Genomic DNA, 20,448 nt, shown 5'->3' on the forward strand with positions numbered 1-20,448 from the left:
GACGCGACGGCGTCGTGCGCCTCCCGGTCAGCGGGGCGAGATGAATCCGGCGCCCGATGCCCCGGCCGACGTCAGCGGGACTCGCTGAACCAGCGGACTATCCGGGCGGTGGCGCGGGCGTCGGACGTGATGTGGTCGGTCGGCCCCACCTCCACGATCGGGGCGTCCACCCCGCTCCTCGCCAGGTCCGCACGGCAACCCACCGTGTTCCCGTACGCTGCCTGCTCGTCGGTCGTCGTGGCGTACAGACGGATCGGGGCGCGGGGCGTCCAGTCGGCGCACGTCCCGTCGGCTACCCGCAGCGCGGCGGCGAAGCGGGCCGTCGGGTGCTCCAGCAGACGCACACCGCGGGGTGTCAGTAGCGCCCGGGGTGAGGCCGGCAGCGCGGGCAGGAGTTCCGGCCCCGGATGAGAATTGTCGAACAGCGGCGGCAGCGTCCGATCGTACGGAGCGCGGAACACCTCGGACGGCGACCCGTACAGGCCGTGCAGCCGGTTCCAGGAGATCAGCAGATACGACACATAGGCGGCGCTCCACTGCGGATGCAGCGTCCCCGCCAGCATGGCCGGGATCTCGGCGTCCCGCAGGTGATAGGCGCCGCTGATCGGGGCCACCGCGGCGAGCCGGAAGCCGGACCCCGGCGCCTGCAACTGCCGGGCCAGCCCCATCGCCGCCGACGCGCCCTGCGAGAAGCCGGTCACGTACACGTCCCGGGTCAGCGTGCGGCCGACCGTCGGGGCGAACCGCTCAGCCGCACGGAGCAGGTCCAGTGAGGCGGTGGTTTCTGACGGGACGTCCAAATAAGGGTGAAGGCCGGGGCCGACGCCGAGGCCCAGGTAATCCGGGGCGACGGCGGCGAAGCCGGCGGACGCGTAGGAGACCGGAGCGGCCGTGCCCCAGGGATCGTCGGTCACCGACGGAGCGTCGCCGCGGTAGACCTCGGTGCCGTGGGCGTAGGAGACGACCTTCAGGGCCCGCCGGGAGTCGGGGAGCACCACCAGGCCGCTGGCGGTCGTGCGCCGGCCGTTGGCGCCGACCGTGCGGTAGACCAGCCGGTAGAGCGTGACGCCGTGGCGCGTCTCGGCCGCGTCGAAACCGGCCGAGGTGAGCTCGGCCCTGGCTTGGGTCGCGGTGAGGGTGCGGAGTCTGGTCGCGGAGACGACGTCCCCGCGGTGCGCGGTAGGGGGACTCGCCGACGCCGGGGCGGCGACGAGTCCGAAGGAGACAACGGCGGCGAGGCAGAGCGTGCGGAGTGTCATGACCCGACGGTAGAAATTCCGGCGGTTCCGGTCGTCACCCTGCGGAGTCGCCCGCCGCTAGCTCGGGGGTACTAGCTGTGCCGCTCGGGTACCGGGTTCTCGAACAGCGCCCGGAGCGCGGTCACGTGCCGGCCGTAGGCCGCCTTGCCGGCCGGCGTGAGGCTGACCCAGGTCTTGACCCGGCCGCGCCCGGTGGGCTTCGCGATGTCGACGTAGCCGGCGTCCTGGAGCACCTTCAGGTGCTTGCTCAGGACGGAGTCGGCCACGCCGAGCAGGTCGCGCAGCACGCCGAACTCGGTGCTGCTGGTCGCGTCGAGGAACGCGCAGATACGCAGCCGGTTGGGGGCGTGGATCGTCTCGTCGAACGGCTCGGTCACCCGGCCGCCCGGAGCTGGGCCCGCAGCGCCGCGTCGAAGCGCCGGCCGAGGACGATCGTGGCCACGACGTCGACCGCGGCGATGAGCCAGGCCACCCAGCGCAGGTCGGTGTAGGACCCGAGGACCCAGGACGCGGCCAGGCTGACGCCGACCAGCGCGCCGAGCGCGCCCGCCCACCGGCCGGCCCGGCCGGCCTCGAAGCCGGAGACCCAGACGCCGGTCATCCGGCGGTAGGCGTTGGCCAGAACGACGCAGAGCGCGAGAAAGACGACGCACCCCACGCACATCAGCACGATGTTCCCGAAGCTCATCATGACGACGTCGAAGGCGACGAGCGCGCCGAGGGCCGGGTGGTACCACCAGGGGGTGACGAGCCGGTCGGCGACCGCGGCCCGGGCGTCGGCGATGGCGGTGAGCTGCTCCGCTGCGTTGCTTTCCATGCCGGAAAGTCAATCATTTTCCAGAACGGAAAGTCAAGAGGGGTTTCCCTTCCCGAGCGTCGCGGGTACCGCCCTGTCACCCGACACTCTCCACCCAGGAGGAACCATGGCCGACGACACCACGCACGCCCGCAGCGCCGTCACCGGCGAGTTCGTCACCGACGACACCGCCGCGAAGCACCCCGACACCACCGTCGTCGAGGGCTCGTCCCAGGACGGCGACTCCAAGCGCAATCGCAGCGCGGTCACCGGCGAGTTCGTCTCCGACGACACCGTCGACAAGCACCCCGACACCACGGTCGTCGAGAAGGGCTGAACCTTCTCCGGCGGGCTCGCGTGCACCTCGCTGAGCCCGCTGGACGACCGCCGCGTCCGGCTCTCCGCCGATCGAATCATCGACCCGAGGAGAAGTCGTGACCGTGCAAACCTCCCTCAAACCCACCCTCGCCCTCCTGGCCCTCGGCACCGCCTTCGTCGCCGGGGGAGTGCTGCTCCTGCACGCCGGCGCCCAGTACGCCTGGGACGGCTCCGCCCCGACCTGCGCCGGCGACGTCATGTCACCCGGCGACCAGTGCCTCTCCTGGGGCCGCCGCGGCAGCTACGACTACGACCAGGGCATCGTCGACGCGGTCGACAGCGGCCGCTTCCTGCGCGGGATCGGCGGCATCCTGGTCGGCGGCCTCGGCGCGACGCTCCTGTACGCCGCCGGGAGCTTCGCCCGGCGTCCGGCCGGTCGCATCTGCGCCGCGTCCGGCCTGCTCACGCTGTTCCTGGCGGCCCTCGGTCTGCTGACCGTCGGCTCCGGGTTCGCGCTCGTCGCGGCCGTCGGCGCGGCCGCCGCCGGCGTCGTGCTCAGCGTCGCGATCGGAGTGCCGGTCGGGCGGGTGGTGTACTACGCCGCCGGCGTCGGCCTGCTCGCCGGTGCGGCCGCGCTCGTCGCCTCCGGCTCCGCGTATGCCTTCGGTGGACGCCTGTCCGGCGCCGGCCCGTCCGATTCGCTGACGCTGTTCCTGGCCGACGCGTTCCGCGCGCACGGCGCCGAGTTGCGGTACGTGGGCGCGGTGGTGGCACTCGCCGTCGCCTGCCGGCTACTGCGCACCGCTCTGGACGGTCTCCCGCGCGAGTCGGTCGGGCCGGACTCCGCCACCGACCTCTCGGACGCCGAGCTCGAAGCGCGCCACCACCTGATCCTCACGCCGGTCACCCCGACGAGCCTGCGCGCCGGGCTGTGGTGCGCGGCCGGCGCGGTGGCCTGGGCGGGCGCCGCCTACCTGGCCACCCGGGCCACCGCGGCCGGGTCGGTCGGCGCGGTCGTGCTGGTGCTGCTCGGCCTGGCCGCGGCCGGACGTCTCGCCCCGCGCCGCCGCCCGGTCGCTCACCTGTCGGAGATCTCGTAGCTCCGGGCCAGGTCGCGGAGGACGTTCTTCGCGACCTTGTCGAGGGTGGCGCGGGGGAACTCGTCCACGAAGTAGACCGCGCGGGGGACCTTGAAGTCGGACAGCGTCTCCCGGCAGCGGTCGATCACGGTCGTTCCGAGCAGCACCTCGTCGGCGTCCGGGGCCTTGATGACGAACGCGACCGGGACCTCGTCCAACATCGGGTGCGCGGCGCCGACGACCGCGACGTCGGCGACGCCGGCGACGGTCCGGCAGACGTCCTCGACCTCGCGGGCCGAGACGTTCTCGCCGCCGACCTTGAGCAGGTCGGAGTCGCGCTCGCAGTAGACGAGGGCACCGTCCTCGCCGAGGCGGACGATGTCGCCGGTGCGGAACCAGCCGTCGTCGGTGAACGACTTCGCCATCGCGCCGGGGTCGTCGAGGTACTCGGCGAACAGCTGGATACCGCGGGTGCCGCGGATCCACAGTTCGCCGGGCCGGCCGTCGGCGCAGACCTCACCGGTGGCCGCGTCGACGACGAGGGCCTCGTAGCCGGGGGTGGGGGTGCCCATCGCCCGCGGTGGCGGGGAGAAGCCCGGGCCGGCCGTGATCGCCGGGGTGACGGTCTCGGTCATGCCGAACGCGGGCAGGATCGCGAAGCCGAGCGCGGCCTCGAGCTCGGGCACGACCGCGCCGAAGACCCCGGCCTTCAGCCGGTGCTCCGGGGCCGGGTGGCTGAGGATCGCCCTGATGACGAACGGGATCAGCGAGATGTGCGTGACCCGGTGCCGGGCGACGACGTCCCAGAACCGGGACGCCGAGAACCGGGGCTGGAGCACGACCGTGCCGCCCGCCCCGAGCGTCGTCCAGATCGACCAGCTCTGCGCGTTGACGTGGAAGAACGGCAGGTAGACGAGGTAGACGTCGTCGGCGGTCATGCGCAGGGTCGTCGGGGCGACGCGGGCGGCCCAGAGCGCGTTGGCGTGGGTGTGCACGACCGCCTTGGGCCGGGACGTCGTCCCGGACGTGAACAGGATCCCGGCCGGCGCCAGCGGCTCGGCCGCGCGCGGGGCGAGCGAGGCCGGGTCCCCGAACAACGCGTCGAACGCGAGGCCGCCGGTTCTGGGCCCGCCGTCGGCGCCGGCGGCGCCGTCGGTGACCGCGACCCACCGCAGACCGGGCGCGGCCTCGGCGATCAGCGCGGCGAACGCCGGTTGCGTCACCGCGGCGACGCAACCCGCCTTCTCCACGAAGTACGCGACCTCGGCGGCCGAGCTCCGCGTGTTCGTCGTGACCGTCACCGCGCCCAGCGTCGCGCAGGCGTACCAGGTCAGCACGCCCTCCGGGCAGTTCTCGGCGTGCAGCAGCACGGTGTCACCGGGTCCGATGCCCCGCCCGGCCAGGCCGGCCGCGACCCGGCGCACGTCGGTCCAGAACTCGGCGTACGTCCAGGTCCGGGGCTCGGCGTCGAACGGGGCCCAGATCAGGAACGGCTTGTCCGGCTGCCGGGCCGCCCACGACGCCAGCAGCCACGGGATGTCCTGCCCGGCGAACTGGAACTCGGCTGCGCTCATCACGCCCCCACGAAGTTCGGCGGGCGCTTCTCCAGGAACGCGGTCGGCCCCTCCACGGCGTCCTTCGAGGCCATCACCTCCCGGCCCAGCGCCTCCTCGATCCCGAACGCCTCGGCTTCCGGCAGGCACTCGGTCTCGCGCAGCGTCGCCAGGATCGCCCGCACTGCCAGCGGCCCGTTGGCCGCGATCCGATCGGCGATCTCGCGGGCCTTGGCCAGCGCGGACCCGTCCGGCACCACGTAGTTGATCAGCCCGAGCTCGCGGGCCCGCTGGGCCGGGATGTCGGCCCCGGTCAGCAGCATCTCGGCCGCCACCGCGTACCCCATCTGGCGACGCAGCCGCACCGCCGACCCGGCCATCGGGAACAGCCCGCGCTGCACCTCGGTGACCCCGAACACGGCCGACTCGCCGGCCACCCGGATGTCGGTGCCCTGCAGGATCTCGGTGCCGCCGGCCCGGGCCACGCCCTCCGCGGCCAGGATGATCGGCTTGGTCGGCCGGTAGGTCTTGAGGTAGGCCGCGAGCGAGATCCCGGGCTCGTCCTGGAGCCGGACGATCCACTCGTTGTCCTGGACCCCGGCCCGCAGGCGTCCGATCTCGGCCAGGTCCATGCCCGCGCAGAACACCGGGCCGCGTCCGGTGAGGATCGCGACCCGTAGCGTGTCGTCGGCGTCCAGGCGTTTCCAGGCGTCGAGCAGCCGGCAGAGGATCTCGGCGTTCGTCGCGTTGCGCTTCTCCGGCCGGTTGAGGGTCACGGTCAGCACCGGCCCGTCGGCCTCGACGAGTACGAGCGGCTCGGTCATCGGGTCCCTTTCTCGGCGGCGAGGTGGTGGCGGATCGCGTCGCCCATCGCCGGGCTCCGCAGGATGTCGGCGAAGGCCGCGCCCTCCCTCCGGCGGGCCTCGGCCACGGCCTCGCGACGGGACGCGGTGATCAGGGCCTTCGTCGCCCGGACGGACGCGTCGGGGTGGGCCGCGATCCTCGCGGCCAGGCCGATCGCGGCCGACAGCAGGTCGGCGGGGGCGTAGGCCCGGAGGGCCAGGCCGGAGTCGACCGCCTCGGCCGCCGAGATCCAGTCCGACGTGAGGAGAGCCTCGGTCGCCCGCTGGACGCCCATCCGGCGGGGGAGCAGGTAGCTGCCGGCGGCTTCGGGAACCACGCCCAGCTGGGTGAACGGCGCTTTCAGACGGGCGTTCTCGGAGACGAGCACCAGGTCGCAGTGCGCCAGCAGGGTCAGCCCGAGCCCGACGCCGGCGCCGTTCACCGCGGCCAGCAACGGTTTCCCGAACCCGACGACGGCGTCGAGAAAAGCGTCGAACGGGTGGCCCTCGTCGGCCGCACCGCCCTCCGCGGTGTCGGCCATTTCGGCCAGATCCGTGCCCGCGGTGAACGTCCGCCCGGCCCCGGTCAGCACCACGACGCCGACGGCGTCGTCCGTATCGGCCTCGGTGAGGGCGGCCGCCGCACGGCGGTACAGCGCCCGGTCGAAGGCGTTGGCCCGGGACGGGCGGTCGAACGTGAGCACGCGGACCCGACCGTGGTCCTCGGTCCGGACCCGACCTTCCTCAGCCAAACCGGCCTCCGGAGAACGTTGCGATAACAGCGGAATCACACTGTAATCTAGAACGCGTTCTTGCTTGGACGGAACTGCCCGAACGGAGGGCCGGATGTGACAACGTTCGTCGAGTCGACGGTGAGATTCCCCTACAAGCGCTCGTTAGGGTCGGTCATCGGGTACTTCATGACCGCGCTCACCGACCGGCGCATCGTCGGGATCCGCAACGGCGATCGAGTACTCGTTCCACCGCTGGAGTGGGACCCCGCGACGGCCGAGCAGCTCAATCCCGACTTCGTCGACGTCGGACCGGCGGGCACGGTCCGGTCCTGGACCTGGGTCGCCGCGCCGAGCGGACAGCACCCGCTCGACCACCCGTTCGCGTTCGCGCTGATCGAGCTCGACGGGGCCAGCACGACGCTGCTGCACGCGGTCGACGCCGGTGACATCTCGGCCATGGAGACCGGCCTGCGGGTCGCCCCGCGCTGGCGGGCCCAGCGGGTCGGGCACCTCACCGACATCGAGGCGTTCGTCCCGGGCGAGGAGCCCGTCACGCCGGAGGACGACGCCGGGCCGGCGGCCGAGCCGGTCACGATGATGAACTACGACGCCTCGATCTCCTACACGACGCCGGTCCCGGAGACCCAGCTGGTGTTCGGCAAGGCGTTCGCCGAGGGACGCCTGGTCGGGCTGGAGTGCCCGAACTGCCACCGCGTCTACACCGGGCTCCAGCAGGCCTGCCCGGTCTGCGCGATCCCGCTGAACGGCACGCACGAGGTCGAGTTGCCGCAGACCGGCACGCTCACCACGTTCACGATCATCACCCCGGTGCAGTACCCGGGCCAGACCGAGACCGAGCCGTTCGCCCGCGTGCACGTGCTGACCGACGACATCGACGCGGTGCTCGCCTACCAGCCGGTCGTGGACTTCCCGAACGCCGACGTGCACCCGGGCGTCCGCGTGAAGGCGGTCTGGACGACCGACGCGGACGGGAAGCAGGAGCTCGCGGGCTGGACCCCGACCGGGGAACCCGACGTCGATGACCCTTCGATCGTGAATCGGATCTTCTGATGGAGCCTGTGGCGATTGTGGGGTGGGCGCTCACCCCGATGGTCCGGCGGACCGACAAGTCCGAGGCCCGGCTGCTGTTCGACGTCGTGACCGGCGCGACCGAGGACGCCGGCATCACCCGCGCCGACGTCGACTTCTCCTGCGCCGGGTCGTGCGACTACGTGGCCGGGCAGGCGTTCTCGTTCGTCCAGAACATCGACGCGGTCGGCGCCTGGCCACCCAAGCGCGACTCGCACGTCGAGATGGACGGCGCCTGGGCGTTGTACGAGGCCTGGGTGCGGCTGCAGCTCGGCGACCTCGACGTTGCGATCGCGATGGGCTCCGGGCGGTCGTCGACCGCCGACCCGGCGACGATCTACCCGATGGAGATGGACCCCTACTACCTCGCTCCGCTCGGTGCCGACGCGGTCTCGCTGGCTGCGCTCCAGGCCCGCGTCCTGCTGGACGCCGGGCTGGTCACCGAACGGGACATGGCCGGCGTGGCCGCGCGGACTCGGGCCGACGCGGTCGGCAACCCGTACGCGCAGGTCTCCGGCGAGTACGACGTCGACGCGCTGCTCAAGGAGGACTACGTGCGGGCGCCGCTGCGCAAGCACGACCTCTCGCCGATCACCGACGGGGCGGCCGCGGTGATCATCGCCCGCGGCGACAAGGCCCGGGAGCTGAGCGACAACCCGGTCTGGATCACCGGCTTCGCGCACTCGGCCGAGCCGCACCAGCCGGGCGTCCGGGACCTGCGGGCGTCGACGTCGACGGCACGAGCGGCGAAGGCCGCCGGCGCCGACGGGCACTTCGACGTCGCCGAGCTGCAGGCCGCGTTCACTCACGAGGAACCGCTGCTCACCGCCGCACTCGGCCTCGGGCCCGACGTCGCCGTCAACCCGTCGGGCGGACCGCTGGCGGCCAACCCGGTGATGGCGACCGGGCTCGTCCGCGTCATTGAAGCGGCGCGCCAGATCCGGGACCGCGGGAAGCAGCGCACGCTGGCGCACGCGACGTCCGGCCCGTGCCTGCAGCAGAACCTCGTCTGCGTGCTGGAAGGAACGAAATGAGCAGCAACCCGTGCGCGATCGTCGGGATCGGGCAGACGAACCACAAGACCCGGCGGTGGGACGTGTCGCTGGGCGGGCTGGTCCGCGAAGCGGCCACCCGCGCGCTCGAGGACGCGCACATGACCTGGGCCGACATCGACGCGGTCGTGCTCGGCAAGGCGCCTGACCTGTTCGAGGGCGTCATGAAGCCGGAGCTGTACCTGACCGACGCGCTCGGCGCGGCCGGGAAGCCGATGTTCCGGGTGCACACAGCGGGCAGCGTCGGCGGGACGACCGGGATCGTCGGCTCGCACCTGGTCGAGGCCGGGATCCACCGCACGGTGCTGTCGCTGGCGTACCAGAAGCAGTCCGAGGGCAACGCGCAGTTCGCGCTCGGGTCCGGGCGGGGGGCGTCGCTCGGCGCGGGCGGGGCGTTCGCGCCGTACATGCGCTCGTACATCACCCAGACCGGCGCCCCGGCCGACGTCGGCCCGATGGTCGCGGTCAAGGACCGGCTGAACGCGCTGAAGAACCCGTACGCGCACCTGAAGTTGAAGGACATCACGGTCGAGAAGGTCAAAGAGTCGCCGATGATGTGGGAGCCGATCCGGTACCTGGAGTCGTGCCCGTCGTCCGACGGGGCCTGCGCGGTGATCTTCACCTCACTCGAAGGGGGGCAGGCCGCGGCGGCGGACGGGCGCCCTCCGGCCTGGGTGCTGGCCTCGTCGTACCGGTCGGAGCCGTCGTCGTTCCCCGGGCGGGACCCGGTCTGGTCGGCCGGGGCGGCCGACTGCGCGGCCGAGATCTACAAGTCGGCCGGGATCACCCGGCCGCGCGAGCAGATCGACTGCGCCGAGCTGTACGTGCCGTTCAGCTGGTACGAGCCGATGTGGCTGGAGGCACACGACCTGGCCGACCGGGGCGACGGCTGGAAGATGGTCGAGCGGGGCGACACCGCGCTCGACGGGTCGTTCCCGGTGAACATGTCCGGCGGCGTGCTGTCGTCGAACCCGATCGGCGCGTCCGGGCTGCTCCGCTTCGCCGAGGCCGCGATGCAGGTCCGCGGCACCGCGGGGGAGCACCAGGTCGACGGCGCGAAGGTGGCGCTGGCCCAGGCCTACGGGGCGTCGGCGCAGTACTTCAGCATGTGGCTGGTCGGCAGCTCGCTCGACGCGGTGGGCTGAGCCCGGCCATGGCGGGCGGGGCGGCGTTCGAGCTCAGCGCGGACGAGATCGTCCGCGCGGCCGTCGAGATCCTCTACGAGCAGGGTCTGGACGCCGTGAGCATGCGCACGGTCGCCGCCCGCCTCGGTGTTTCGCCGGTGCCCCTGTACAGCCGGGTCGGCAACAAGGAAGCGCTGCTCGACGCGGTGGCGGACACCGTGCTGGTGGACGTGGCCCCGGATCGTGCTCTCGGCGAGCGCTGGCCGGAGTACACCGCCCGGTGGGCATCGACGTTGCGGGACCGGCTGGTGACGATCCCCGACATCCGGCGGCTGCTGTCGCTGCGCCGCTCGCCGTTCGTCCCGGCCGCCACCGTGCTCGTCGCGATCCTGCGCGACGAGGGCGGGTTCGGCGGCCGGGCCGCGGTCGAGGCCGTGCAGTTGCTGTCGTGGGCGGTGATCGGGTACGCGGTGCTGGAGTCGGGCGCGGAACCCCGGCCGCGCCGGACGGCTCCGGATCCGACGTCGGTCAGCCGGGCCCAGGCGGACCATCTGTTCGAGCTGCACGTGCGGTATCTGGTGGAGGGCCTGGAACGGGATCGCTGAGTCACCGCGGAAGGCGCCGCAGCAGATATCCGCGGGCCGCGTCGACGTCGGCCCGGACGGACTGCTCGTCGGCGGAGTCCTCCGGCGACCGCCAGTCGAAGACGCGCCAGTCGCGGGTCGCCCGCGCGTCGACCGGATGCACGGGGCGGTGCTCCCCGGTCTCGAGCTGCCCGGCCAAGCTCTCGGCCAGAGCGGCGTGGACGTGGGTCGCGGCGATCAGCAGCCGCCAGAGGACCCGGTTCCGCGCGGGATGGAAGCCTTCGAACATCCGGACCGCATAGTCGAGCACGGTCTCCCGGCTGAGGACGTCGTCGCGGAACGCGCCCAGACCGACCAACGCCGGGTCGGCCGCACCGCCCCCGGTGAGCGCGGCGCTGATCTCCTCCAGAGTTCCGGACAGGAGGTACTGGCGCTCGTCCCAGGACTCGTCCCGGTGGGCCAGCACCGGAGGGCACGCGGCGAGATCGGGGCCGGCCGTCCAGACGTTCTGTACTTCCTTGACCAGGCGGTACTGCCAGCGCAGGCCCGGATCGACGGTCAGGTCGAGCCCGGTGAGTCGTTGCCGCTCGATCCGGATCACGCCGAGCGGCGCGAGCAGCTCCCACAGCGTGGTGACCAGGTGGAGAGGGTCGTCCTCCCAGCCCGGGCCGAGCCGGCCCCCGGTGCCGAGCCGGCCCCCGGTGCCGAGCCGGCCGTCCCGGGCACCGTCGACGAGATCGTGCAGCACCCGGCGCTGGGCCAGTTCCGACCGCTCGGCCAGGTCGAAGACGAGCGGTTGGAGCTCGGTGTAGAGCCGCTTGCGGGCTTCGTACTGGTAGTCGCGGAGGGCGTCGCGCTCCCGGCGGTCCCGGTCCTGCCGGTCCTGGAGGGCGGCGATCCGCTGCTGGCTACGGACCGTGCTGACGTACGACAGCAGCGCCGTCAGCGCGCTGAGAGCCAGCGACGCGAGGGCCGCGATCAGGGCCGTCGGCATGACGGGCCTCCCGGTCGTCTGACGTGGACCGAACGGAGCGAGCGTTCCGCGGGGGACGGTAGGAACCGCGGATCGACCGGAGCCTAGGGGTAACGCCGGGAGGCTGTCCCGGCGACGCCACGGGAGGATCCGCAGTGAAGCCGTACGACCATCCGCACTACTACCACCTGGAGACCGAAGCGCACCGGCGCGTCCGGCACCGGCATCCCCGGCCCGAGCGGGAGCCTCGCCGGGTCTCGTTCGGATTCGTGAAGGCGGTCTACCGAGGGGTTCGGCGGCGGGTGGTGGCCCACCAGGCGATCGTCAGGCCGCCGGCCGGGACCTCGGCGAGCAGCACGAACGCCCGGTAGAGGAGCAGGCCGGCGAGCGCGCCGGTCGGGTCCACCCGCAGAGCCACCAGCACGGTGATCGTCCCCGCCTCCACGAAGCCGACGCCGGCCGGGGTGATCGCCAGCAGCGCGAGCAACCGCAGGGCGACCAGCGTGGCGAACGTCGTCGGGAGCGGGAGGTGCAGGCCGACGGCGGTGAAGCAGAGCCAGAGCAGGACGCCCTGCAGCGCGAGGTATCCGCCCAGGCCGACGACCAACGCCACCCACCGCCGCCGGACGAGCCCCGCCGTCCGCTCCGCCACCCCCACCGCCCACGACCCGCCCACCCTCGGCGGAACGGCGCGAAGGACGCGCGAGGCGCGGCCGAGCAGCGCCAGCACCACGACCACCCCCACCGCCGCACCGGCCCCGGCCACCGCCAGCAACACCCACCCACCCCGCGCCGGCGACAGACCCCCCACCGCCAGCAGGCCCCCCACCGCCGGCAGCGGCAGCATCAGCTTCGCGACGAAGTCGCACGACTTCGACACCACCGCGAACCGTACGTAGTCCGCGCTCGAGTGCCCCCAGCCACGCACCATCCCGTAGTTCACCGCGGTCCCGGCCGCCCCGCCGAGCGGCAGCACGTTGGCCACCGCGTTCCCCGCCACGTTCAGGATCAGCGCGCGCCGCCGGGTCAGCCCGGGCAGAGCGGCCGTGAGCAGCACCGTGTGCACGGCCAGCCCGGCCACCCAGACCGCACCGAACACCGGCGGCCACCACCAGCTCAGCCCGCGCACCGCGGCCAGCGCCTCCGACCAGGACGCGCCGAACCGACCGGCCTGCGACAGCGCGAGGACGGCCAGGCCGGCCGCGCCCAGCGCGACGAGGACGCGGGCCCGCGACGGCGCCAGGGCGGTGGTCATTCATCGAGCGTGAGGGAACCCGGCAGCCACCGGGTGAACGCCGCTGCTGCGCAAAGCGATCGGCGCGCGTACTCGAGCGGGAGCTGCCGGTCGAGGCGGCCGGGCGACTCACGCGGTGAGCCCGAGCAGTTCCACCAGCCCACCGGCGAGGCCGGGCGTCCACTCCGGATCGGCGCTCAGGTAGCTCTGGCGGTCGGCCCGCAGCAGGCCGATCAGCACCTCGGCGACGATCCGGCCGCCGACCGGGCCGAGCCGGTCGCCGCCCGCGCGGTACTCGGCCTCCTTGAGCACGTAGTACCAGAGCGGCGTGCCGTGCGGCCAGTCCCGGTCGGCGTCGAGCGGGGCCTGGCCGAGCAGCGTCGCGACGTCCTCGCCGCTGGGCAGCTGGGTGCTCTCGCCCCGGAGCAGGTCCCGGACGGCCAGCGAGCGGTAGGCGGCGTCGTCGACCGCGCCGGTGACCTGCTCGGGCAGCCCGATCAGGCTCGCGGCCAGCCGCCCGTCGAGCCGCTTGGCCCGCTGCGCGGCCGGACGTCCGGGCACGTCGAAGATCTGGGCCAGGTCGAGGCGCCGGAGCGGAGAGCCGAACCCGACCAGGTCCGGGAAGAGCGGCACCGCCGGGCCACCCTCGACCAGCCGGTAGCTGTGCCGGATCTGGCCGTGCCCGTACCGGTAGGCCGCGTCGGCGAACTCGAGCGGGATGAACGCCTCGCCCGGCTTCGGGGCGAACCACCGCCCGCCCTCCCCGAGCACCTCCTCGACCAGGGCGCGCCCGACCAGCCGGGGCAGGAAGTCGTTGACCACGATCCACTGGTAGTGCCAGGTCAGCGCGGTCTGGGCCCGGGTGAAGACGTCGGCCCCGTCGTCCTCCGCCCGGAGCAGGTCGACGATCCGGTTGTGGGCGTGCAGCAGCGCGACGTGCAGCGTCAGTGAGAACAGGTGGACGTCGTTGCGCGGGTCGCCGATCAGCGCGACGCCCTGCCGGTTGCGCGGTACGTCGTGCCCGTCGTCGCTGAGTAGGAACTTCGCGGGATCGTCGACGTCGAACAGGAACGGGGAGCCGACCGGACCGTCGCCGTACACCGTCTCGAGGTTCAGGCGCGGGGCGCGCGCGTTGCGCAGCGTCGCGGTGTCGACGTCGGCACCGGTGAGCGCGGACCGGTCGGCGGTGATGTCGTGCGCGACGAGCTGACCGAAGAACGGCCAGCCGGCCGCCTCGGCGGCGTCGTCGCCGTCCGGGGCGAGCCGGTCGAGAACGGCGGCCGCGTCGCAGACGCCGCCGTCGCTCCCGGCCCGCATCAGCAGGTGCGGGTCGGTGCCCAGCGGGGACAGGGCCGGGAACATGCGGCCGTAGCGGGCCGCGCCGGTGGGCCGGTCGACGGCCCGGGCCGGGCTCAGACAGTGCGTGTTCAGAACGACCTCCTGGTGTCGGAGAGAATGACAGCTGCGCTGGCGAGTTCGTGACGATCGAACTCGGATGACGTGCCCGGCCGGAGTCCCGACACTGGAGGCGTGGACGAGATCGCGCGCTTCGAGCGGGACGGGTACCTCGTCGTGCGTTCCGCGTTCCCGGCCGACACGGCCGAGGCCTGCCGGAACGCGCTCTGGAACGCGCTCGGCGGGCACGGGGTGACCCGGGATCCGGCGACCTGGACCCGGCCGGTCGTCTCGGTGCCGTGCCCGGACGGCGAGCCGTTCGCGGCCGCCGGGTCGTCGCCCGCGCTGGCCGAGGCGTACGACGCGCTGATCGGCGCCGGGCGCTGGACCCCGCGCGGGGGAGTCGGCGGGATGGTGCCGGTGCGGTTCCCGTCCGGGTTCGCGGTCGACGGCACCGACCCGTCCCCGGTGGGCCGCTCGATCGCCGCCGCCCTGGCCACCGAGTCCTAGCGCTTCCAGCCGACCGCGCCGTAGTTGCCGCACCAGGCCGCGTCGCCCTCGACGTCGTCGGGCCAGTCCGGGCGCCAGCGGATCACCCAGGTCAGTCCCGGGTCCACCAGGTCCCAGCCGGCCAGCAGGCGCTCGAGCCGGTCCTTGGTCCGGAACGTCGTCGGGTTCGCGCTCCTGGCGTAGATCTCGGTCAGCCGGTCCATCTCGTCCGGCCGCCCGTCGAACGTCACGTGGGCCATCGACACCGCGCTGCCCACCGGCAGCGCGTCCCGGAACGTCCGCAGGATCCCGTCCGGGTCGTCGGACTCGGCGACGAAGTGCAGCACGGCCACCGTCAGCAGCCCGATCGGCCGGTCGAAGTCGAGCAGCCGCCGGGTGATCGGCGAGCTCAGCACCTCCTCGGGCCGCCGGACGTCCGCGTGCACGATCGCCGCCCGCTCGGTGCCGGCCAGGATCGCCTCGCTGTACGCGACCGCGACCGGATCCAGGTCGACGTACACGACGCTCGCCTCGGGCGCGGCCTCGTGCACGTTCCCGACCGTCGGGATGCCCGACCCGAGGTCGATGAACTGACGGATGCCCGCGTCGACGAGGTACCGCACGCTGCGGTGCAGGAACGCGCGGTTGGCCTGAGCCATCAGCGGTACGTCCGGCATCACCTCCAGCACCTTCGCGGCGGCCTCCCGGTCGGCGGCGAAGTTGTGCGACCCGCCCAGGTAGTAGTCGTACATACGGGCCGCGGCCGGCCTGCTGGTGTCGATGTCGGCCGCCTGATCCGGAGAATCCACGCGCGCGCTCCCGCCGGTCTCGATAGCTCGGGCCGTCACCAGGTCTGGTCGCCCGCCCGGACCAGCATCTCGTTGACCGCCACCCGCCGCTCCCTGGTCACGATGTACGCGATCGCGTCGGCGACGTCCTCCGGGCGCATCGCCTCGATCGACGACGTCTGCCGCTGCGCGGCCTCCCGGATCCCGTCGCCGAGGTGGTCGGTCAGCTCGGTGTCGACGGTGCCCGGCTCGACGACGCTGACCCGCACCCGCTGCCCGATCAATTCCTGCCGGACCGCGTCCGAGAACGCGACCAGGCCGGTCTTGGTCAGGTTGTAGACGCTGCTGCCCGGCCGGGCCACCCGGCCCGCCGTCGAGCTGATGTTGACCAGGTCGGCGACGCCTCGCGGCGAGTCCGCGGCCGCGCGCACCAGGTGCGGCAGCGCCGCCCGGGTGACGTAGAGCAGCCCCTGGACGTTGAGCGCGACCATCCGGTCCCAGTCGTCGAGCGACGCGTCGAGCGCCGGGCCGAGCAGCATGATCCCGGCGTTGTTGACGACCGTGTCGAGCCGTCCGAACCGCTCGATCGTGCGGTCGACCGCGCCGACCGCCTGGTCCCGGGCCGTAACGTCGGCCTGAACGACCAGCGCGGAGTCGCCGATCGTCGCGGCGAGCTCGTCGAGCCGGTCGCCGCGCCGGGCGACCAGCGCGACCGCCGCGCCCTCGGCGGCCAGCCGCCGGGCGGTGGCCGCGCCGATCCCGCTGCTCGCGCCGGTGACCAGCGCGACCGTGTTCTTCAGGGTTGCGTCCATGCCTCCCATTCAAGCGCGGACGAACTGCTGACCGCCGTCGACGTCGTACGTGGCGCCGGTGAGCGCGGTGTTCGTCATCAGGTGGACGGCCAGCGCGGCGACGTCCTCGGGGCCGACGACCCGGCCGATCGGCAGCGTGCGGCGGAGCTGGTCCCGGCGTTCGTCGAGGTCGTCGCCGAGGAGGCGGGCCGAGAGCGGGGTGTCGACGAACCCGGCCGCGATCACGTTGACCCGGACCGGGGCGAGCTCGATCGCCAGCCCGGCGGCCATGGCCGGGAGCGCGGCGGTCATCGCGGCGGCCAGGATGAGGCCGGGCGCCGGGCGGCGGGCTCCGGTGCCGCCGACGTACAGGATCGTTCCCGACGGGCGGATCCGGGGCGCGGCCGCCTTGGCCAGGTGCAGCTGGGCCCAGAGGTGCTCGTCGACGTTGCGCCTGGCCTCGGCGAAGTCCAGGTCGGCCAGCGGGGCGTAGTAGGCGCCTCCGGCGGTGGTGAGCACGTGGTCGATCGGGTCGGGCAGGTCGTCGAAGAAGCGGTGGAGGCCGTCCGGGTCGGCCGCGTCGAACGTCGCGGTGCGGGTCGCGCCGACGTCGGCCGCGGCCGCGGCCAGGCGCTCGGCCGACCGTCCGACGAGCACGACGTCGGCGCCTTCGGCGCGCGCCGCCCGGGCGGTCTCGAGCCCGATCCCCGAGCTTCCTCCGATGAGGACGACGGTCTGGCCGGTGAGCTTCACGAAGAACTCCCTTCGGACGCCGGCGCGACGGCCGGATCGGTGGCGGGCGGGTTGCCGTCGCGCGGGGCCTCCGCGGGGGCGTCCGCGGACGGGGCTTCCGCGGGGGCTTCCGCGGACGGGGCTCCCGCCGGCGCCGCGGCGGCGGCCGTGGCCGTGGCCGTGGCCGTCGGAGGGGCGCAGCCGTGGTGGGGGCCGGGTGGCACGACGGCCGGCACCGGCGACGCCGGCCGGGCGTCGCTGACGAACAGCGCGGTCACCAGCGCAGCGGCCACCGCCACCCCGGCCAGCACGAGCATCGCCGGCCGGTAGCCGGAGCCGAGCGCGGTGGCCAGCCCGTCGCCGCCGGTGGCCCCGGCCAGGATCGGCACCGCGGCGACCGCGAACAACCCGCCGAGCCGCGACGCGGCGTCGTTGACCGCCGACGCCTCGCCGAGGTCGGCGTCGGGCACGGCCGCGAGCACCGCCGCGGTCAGCGGAGCCACCGCCAGCCCGATCCCCAGCCCCCACAGCAACGCCGACGGCAGGATCACCGCCCCGTACGACGACCCCGGCTGCGCGAACGAGAGCCACCCGAACGACACCGCGGCGACCAGGATCCCGGCCACCATCAACCAGCGCGGCCCGAGCCGGGCCACGAGCACCCCGCTCCACGGCGACACGGCCAGGAACACCACCGACGAGGGGATCAGCGCCGCCCCGGCCGCGGCCGCCGAGTACCCCAGCCGCAGCTCGCACTGGAGCACCAGCAGATACCCGGCCGCGGCCAGCGCCCCGTAGAACAGCACGGTCGCCACGTTGATCGCGTCGAACTGACGCGAGCCGAACAGCGAGAGGCGCAGCATCGGCGCCCGGATCCGCCGCTCGGCCGGCACCAGCGCGGCCAGCGCGACGACCCCGATCACCACCGGCACCCACACCGACGCGCTGCCCCAGCCCGACCCGGACGCGGTGTTCAGCCCGTAGATCACCCCGCCCAGCCCCACGACCGTGAGGACCGCCCCGACCGCGTCCAGCGACAGCGCCCGCCGGGCCTCCGGCGACTCCGGCACGAACCGCAGGACGATCAGCCCGGCCACGATCAGCGGCACGTTCAGCAGGAACACCGACCGCCAGGACGCGTGGTCGACGAACCAGCCGCCCGCGTACGGGCCGAGCGTGGTCCCGATCGTCGCGATCGCGGCCCAGATCCCGATTCCGCGGGCCCGGTCCGGCACCCGCAGCGCCCCGTTGAGCAGCGCCAGGCTCGTCGGCACGACCAGCGCCGACCCGGCGCCCTGCACGACCCGGGCCGCGATCAGCGTCCCCACCGACGGGGCCAGCGCGCACAGGATCGAGGCCACGAGCATGACCGCCAGCCCGATCTCCAGCACCCGGCGGCGTCCGAACCGGTCGGCCAGCGCGCCGGAGAGCAGCAGCAGCGCGGCCACCGAGAGCAGGTAACCGGTGAGCGCCCACTGCAGGCCGGCCAGGCCGGCGCCGAGGTCCCGGCCGATGGCCGGGATCGCCACGTTGACGACGTTGGCGTCGAGGAAGCTCACCATCGAGGCCAGCACGGTCGCCGCGATCAGCGCGACCCCGGCCGGGCTGCGCAGCGTGATCAGGCCCGGCGCGCTCATGCCCCGATCGCCTTCCGCAGCGCGAGCAGCGCCCCCACGTAGATCTCGGAGAACGTCGGGAACGGCTGGATCGTGTCGCGCAGGACGTCGAGCGGCACCCGGGCCCGGATCGCCAGCGTGGCCTGCTGCAGCCACTCGCCGGCCTCCGGGCCGAGCGCGTACGCCCCGGTCAGCCGGGTCCCGTCGGACAGCAGGGTCAGGAACCCGTTCGACTCGGCGTAGGCCCGGGTGTACGTCTCGGTCTTCGCGATCTCGCTCAGCGGCACGGTCGCCTCGTACGTCGCCGAGGTCGCCCCGACGGCGGCCGCCGCCGGATCCGTGTAGACCACCCGCGGGACCGCGTCGTAGTTCGCCTCCCGGGGCTCGCCGAGCAGGTTCGCCGCCACCACGTCCCCCTGGTACTTGCCGACGTGGGTGAGCAGGAACGCGCCCGTGGCGTCCCCCACGACCCAGACGCGCTCGGCGGCGCGCAGGTGGGCGTCGACCGGAATGCCGGAACCGTCGGCCGAGATCCCGACGGTCTCCAGACCGAGGCCCTCGGTGCGCGGCCGCCGGCCGGTCGCGACCAGCAGACGGTCACCGCTGACCTCCCGGCCGTCGTCGAGAACCAGGACGGAGGACTCGCCGTCGCGGCGCGCCGCCGTCGCCCGGGGACCGAGGACGACCTCGACACCGTCGCGACGCAGGACCTCGGCCAGCGCCGCGCCGAGCGGCGCGGCCTCGCGGGCCAGCAGTCGGTCGCCCGCGACCAGCACCACCTCGCCGCCGAGGCGGCGCACCGCCTGGGCCATCTCGACGCCGACCGGGCCGCCGCCGAGCACCACCAGCCGGCGCGGGACCTCCTTCATGCCGGTGACCTCGCGGTTCGTCCACACGCCGGGCAGGTCGCGGAGGCCGGGGATCGGCGGGATCACCGGGTCGGCGCCGGTGGCCAGCACGACATCGCCGGCGGTGTAGCGCACGCCGCCGACCTCGACCACGCCCGGCCCGGCCAGCCGCCCGAGGCCGCGGATCAGGTCGATGCCCTTGGACGCGAGCCAGCGCTCCTGACCGGCGTCGGAGTAGTCCGACACCATGAAGTCGCGCCAGGCCAGCGCGGCCGCGACGTCGACCTCGGCGGTGGCCTGGGCCTCGCGGGCGGCGTGCACGGCCTCGCCCGGACGGAGCAGGGTCTTCGACGGGATGCAGGCGTAGTACGAGCACTCGCCGCCGACCAGCTCGCGTTCGACCAGCGCCACCCGCAGGCCCCCGTCGGCGAGCGCGCCCGCGGTGTGCTCGCCGGGCGACCCGCCGCCGACGACGATGACGTCGTAGTCGGTCACGAGAGGATCGATTCCATGTGCCGCCCGGCGTCGGCGACGGCCTGCTCGGACGGGTGGCCGTCGGCCCGGGACACGATGTAGGCCGCGTACCAGTCCCACCAGTGGTGCGGCGGTGCGACCGCCTCGTAGGCGCCGTGGTGGTCCTCGGCCTCCTCCAGGAGCCCGGCCAGCGTGCCCACGTCCACGGCGTTCACCGGCCCGGGAGGCGGGTCGTGATCTCCTGCAGGAACCACTCGTTGCCGTCCGGGTCCGCGAACGAGGCGAACGACCCGTAGCTGCGGGGCGCCGGACCGGTGACCCGCCCGGTGGTCCCGGCGTGGTGGAACACGCCCCCCTCGTCGTGGAAGACGTCGCTGATGCCGACGCCGTGTGCGGCGATCTCCGCCCGCGCGGCCGCGATGTCGTCGACCACGAGCTGCAGCCCCTGCACGGACCCGGGCGTCGCCGTCGTCAACCCGGCGCCGAAGATGACCGACGCGGGGGAGCCCGGCGGGGTGACCTGGACGACCCGGAACGCGTCACCGGTGGCGAGATCGGCGTCGAGCCGCCAGCCGAGGCCGGTGTAGAAGTCCTTGGCCTTGTCGACGTCGGACACCGGGATGACGACGACTTCGAGTTTGAAATCCATGGGCTCAGCGTGGACCGGCCGGCCGTACC

Annotated in this window: 23 protein-coding genes; 7 read left to right on the forward strand and 16 right to left on the reverse strand. The window is 73.7% G+C overall.

The window, feature by feature from the left end:
• Positions 1-71 precede the first annotated feature (71 nt).
• From FL583_RS26755 to FL583_RS26765, 3 genes are all read right to left on the reverse strand, one after another.
• Positions 72-1,259 carry an alpha/beta hydrolase family protein gene (locus FL583_RS26755; RefSeq protein WP_205752481.1) on the reverse strand — a complete coding sequence of 396 codons (1,188 nt, stop codon included), beginning with the start codon at positions 1,257-1,259 and terminating at the stop codon, positions 72-74.
• A gap of 71 nt (positions 1,260-1,330) precedes the next feature.
• On the reverse strand, positions 1,331-1,636 hold the full coding sequence (locus FL583_RS26760; protein ID WP_142707600.1) for a transcriptional regulator: 306 nt from the start codon (positions 1,634-1,636) through the stop codon (positions 1,331-1,333).
• Complete coding sequence (locus FL583_RS26765; protein WP_142707601.1) at positions 1,633-2,076, reverse strand: hypothetical protein; 444 nt, start codon at positions 2,074-2,076, stop codon at positions 1,633-1,635. The genes FL583_RS26760 and FL583_RS26765 overlap by 4 nt, the downstream gene beginning before the upstream one ends.
• Before the next feature lie 106 nt (positions 2,077-2,182).
• On the opposite strand from FL583_RS26765, the gene FL583_RS26770 reads away from it, so the two are divergent.
• Both FL583_RS26770 and FL583_RS26775 read left to right on the forward strand, forming a co-directional pair.
• Positions 2,183-2,392, forward strand: a complete 210-nt coding sequence (locus FL583_RS26770) for a hypothetical protein (RefSeq protein ID WP_142707602.1) — start codon at positions 2,183-2,185, stop codon at positions 2,390-2,392.
• 97 nt (positions 2,393-2,489) lie between these two features.
• Entirely contained in the window at positions 2,490-3,473 is a 984-nt protein-coding gene (locus FL583_RS26775) for a hypothetical protein (protein ID WP_142707603.1), read from the forward strand.
• Here FL583_RS26775 and FL583_RS26780 read toward each other — a convergent pair.
• From FL583_RS26780 to FL583_RS26790, 3 genes are read right to left on the reverse strand one after another with little or no spacing between them, the layout of a single operon-like run.
• Positions 3,452-5,026, reverse strand: coding sequence for a class I adenylate-forming enzyme family protein (locus FL583_RS26780; RefSeq protein WP_142707604.1), 1,575 nt, complete (start codon positions 5,024-5,026; stop codon positions 3,452-3,454). The genes FL583_RS26775 and FL583_RS26780 overlap by 22 nt on opposite strands.
• Positions 5,026-5,829 carry a crotonase/enoyl-CoA hydratase family protein gene (locus tag FL583_RS26785; protein WP_142707605.1) on the reverse strand — a complete coding sequence of 268 codons (804 nt, stop codon included), beginning with the start codon at positions 5,827-5,829 and terminating at the stop codon, positions 5,026-5,028. The genes FL583_RS26780 and FL583_RS26785 overlap by 1 nt, the downstream gene beginning before the upstream one ends.
• Positions 5,826-6,599 carry an enoyl-CoA hydratase/isomerase family protein gene (locus FL583_RS26790; RefSeq protein ID WP_142707606.1) on the reverse strand — a complete coding sequence of 258 codons (774 nt, stop codon included), beginning with the start codon at positions 6,597-6,599 and terminating at the stop codon, positions 5,826-5,828. The genes FL583_RS26785 and FL583_RS26790 overlap by 4 nt, the downstream gene beginning before the upstream one ends.
• A 96-nt stretch (positions 6,600-6,695) precedes the next feature.
• Here FL583_RS26790 and FL583_RS26795 point away from each other — a divergent pair, with 96 nt between their 5' ends.
• Genes FL583_RS26795 through FL583_RS26810 form a run of 4 tightly spaced genes read left to right on the forward strand, consistent with a single transcriptional unit; the run spans position 6,696 to position 10,451 of the window.
• The gene (locus tag FL583_RS26795; RefSeq protein ID WP_205752482.1) at positions 6,696-7,652 is read left to right on the forward strand and encodes a Zn-ribbon domain-containing OB-fold protein; all 957 of its coding nucleotides are present in this window, start codon (positions 6,696-6,698) and stop codon (positions 7,650-7,652) included.
• The gene (locus FL583_RS26800; protein ID WP_142707607.1) at positions 7,652-8,704 is read left to right on the forward strand and encodes a lipid-transfer protein; all 1,053 of its coding nucleotides are present in this window, start codon (positions 7,652-7,654) and stop codon (positions 8,702-8,704) included. Before FL583_RS26795 ends, FL583_RS26800 begins: the two co-directional genes overlap by 1 nt.
• Positions 8,701-9,867 (forward strand): thiolase domain-containing protein, encoded by a 1,167-nt coding sequence (locus FL583_RS26805; RefSeq protein ID WP_142707608.1) that lies wholly within the window; start codon positions 8,701-8,703, stop codon positions 9,865-9,867. Before FL583_RS26800 ends, FL583_RS26805 begins: the two co-directional genes overlap by 4 nt.
• 8 nt (positions 9,868-9,875) lie before the next feature.
• Entirely contained in the window at positions 9,876-10,451 is a 576-nt protein-coding gene (locus tag FL583_RS26810) for a TetR/AcrR family transcriptional regulator (RefSeq protein WP_142707609.1), read from the forward strand.
• 1 nt (position 10,452) lies between these two features.
• Here FL583_RS26810 and FL583_RS26815 read toward each other — a convergent pair whose 3' ends face one another.
• The 3 genes from FL583_RS26815 to FL583_RS26825 form a co-directional block, all read right to left on the reverse strand.
• Positions 10,453-11,424 carry a hypothetical protein gene (locus FL583_RS26815; protein WP_142707610.1) on the reverse strand — a complete coding sequence of 324 codons (972 nt, stop codon included), beginning with the start codon at positions 11,422-11,424 and terminating at the stop codon, positions 10,453-10,455.
• 259 nt (positions 11,425-11,683) lie between these two features.
• The gene (locus tag FL583_RS26820) at positions 11,684-12,658 is read right to left on the reverse strand and encodes a lysylphosphatidylglycerol synthase transmembrane domain-containing protein (RefSeq protein ID WP_142707611.1); all 975 of its coding nucleotides are present in this window, start codon (positions 12,656-12,658) and stop codon (positions 11,684-11,686) included.
• Positions 12,659-12,766: 108 nt separating this feature from the next.
• The gene (locus tag FL583_RS26825) at positions 12,767-13,999 is read right to left on the reverse strand and encodes a peroxidase family protein (protein ID WP_142707612.1); all 1,233 of its coding nucleotides are present in this window, start codon (positions 13,997-13,999) and stop codon (positions 12,767-12,769) included.
• Positions 14,000-14,167: 168 nt separating this feature from the next.
• On the opposite strand from FL583_RS26825, the gene FL583_RS26830 reads away from it, so the two are divergent.
• A complete protein-coding gene (locus tag FL583_RS26830) occupies positions 14,168-14,542 on the forward strand; it encodes a phytanoyl-CoA dioxygenase family protein (protein WP_142707613.1) in 375 nt (124 codons plus the stop codon).
• On the opposite strand, the gene FL583_RS26835 is transcribed toward FL583_RS26830, so the two are convergent.
• Genes FL583_RS26835 through FL583_RS26865 form a run of 7 tightly spaced genes read right to left on the reverse strand, consistent with a single transcriptional unit; the run spans position 14,539 to position 20,419 of the window.
• Complete coding sequence (locus FL583_RS26835) at positions 14,539-15,330, reverse strand: SAM-dependent methyltransferase (protein ID WP_142707614.1); 792 nt, start codon at positions 15,328-15,330, stop codon at positions 14,539-14,541. The genes FL583_RS26830 and FL583_RS26835 overlap by 4 nt on opposite strands.
• A 35-nt stretch (positions 15,331-15,365) precedes the next feature.
• A complete protein-coding gene (locus FL583_RS26840) occupies positions 15,366-16,121 on the reverse strand; it encodes an SDR family oxidoreductase (RefSeq protein ID WP_142707615.1) in 756 nt (251 codons plus the stop codon).
• A gap of 9 nt (positions 16,122-16,130) precedes the next feature.
• On the reverse strand, positions 16,131-16,853 hold the full coding sequence (locus FL583_RS26845) for an SDR family oxidoreductase (protein WP_142707616.1): 723 nt from the start codon (positions 16,851-16,853) through the stop codon (positions 16,131-16,133).
• Positions 16,850-18,469 (reverse strand): DHA2 family efflux MFS transporter permease subunit, encoded by a 1,620-nt coding sequence (locus tag FL583_RS26850; protein ID WP_142707617.1) that lies wholly within the window; start codon positions 18,467-18,469, stop codon positions 16,850-16,852. The genes FL583_RS26845 and FL583_RS26850 overlap by 4 nt, the downstream gene beginning before the upstream one ends.
• Entirely contained in the window at positions 18,466-19,791 is a 1,326-nt protein-coding gene (locus FL583_RS26855; protein ID WP_142707618.1) for a dihydrolipoyl dehydrogenase family protein, read from the reverse strand. The genes FL583_RS26850 and FL583_RS26855 overlap by 4 nt, the downstream gene beginning before the upstream one ends.
• The gene (locus tag FL583_RS26860) at positions 19,788-19,976 is read right to left on the reverse strand and encodes a bleomycin resistance protein (protein ID WP_142707619.1); all 189 of its coding nucleotides are present in this window, start codon (positions 19,974-19,976) and stop codon (positions 19,788-19,790) included. Before FL583_RS26860 ends, FL583_RS26855 begins: the two co-directional genes overlap by 4 nt.
• Positions 19,977-19,981: 5 nt before the next feature.
• Entirely contained in the window at positions 19,982-20,419 is a 438-nt protein-coding gene (locus tag FL583_RS26865) for a VOC family protein (RefSeq protein WP_142707620.1), read from the reverse strand.
• Between the last annotated feature and the right edge of the window lie 29 nt (positions 20,420-20,448).

Origin of the sequence: Cryptosporangium phraense (assembly GCF_006912135.1) — a bacterium.
GTDB lineage: Bacteria > Actinomycetota > Actinomycetes > Mycobacteriales > Cryptosporangiaceae > Cryptosporangium > Cryptosporangium phraense.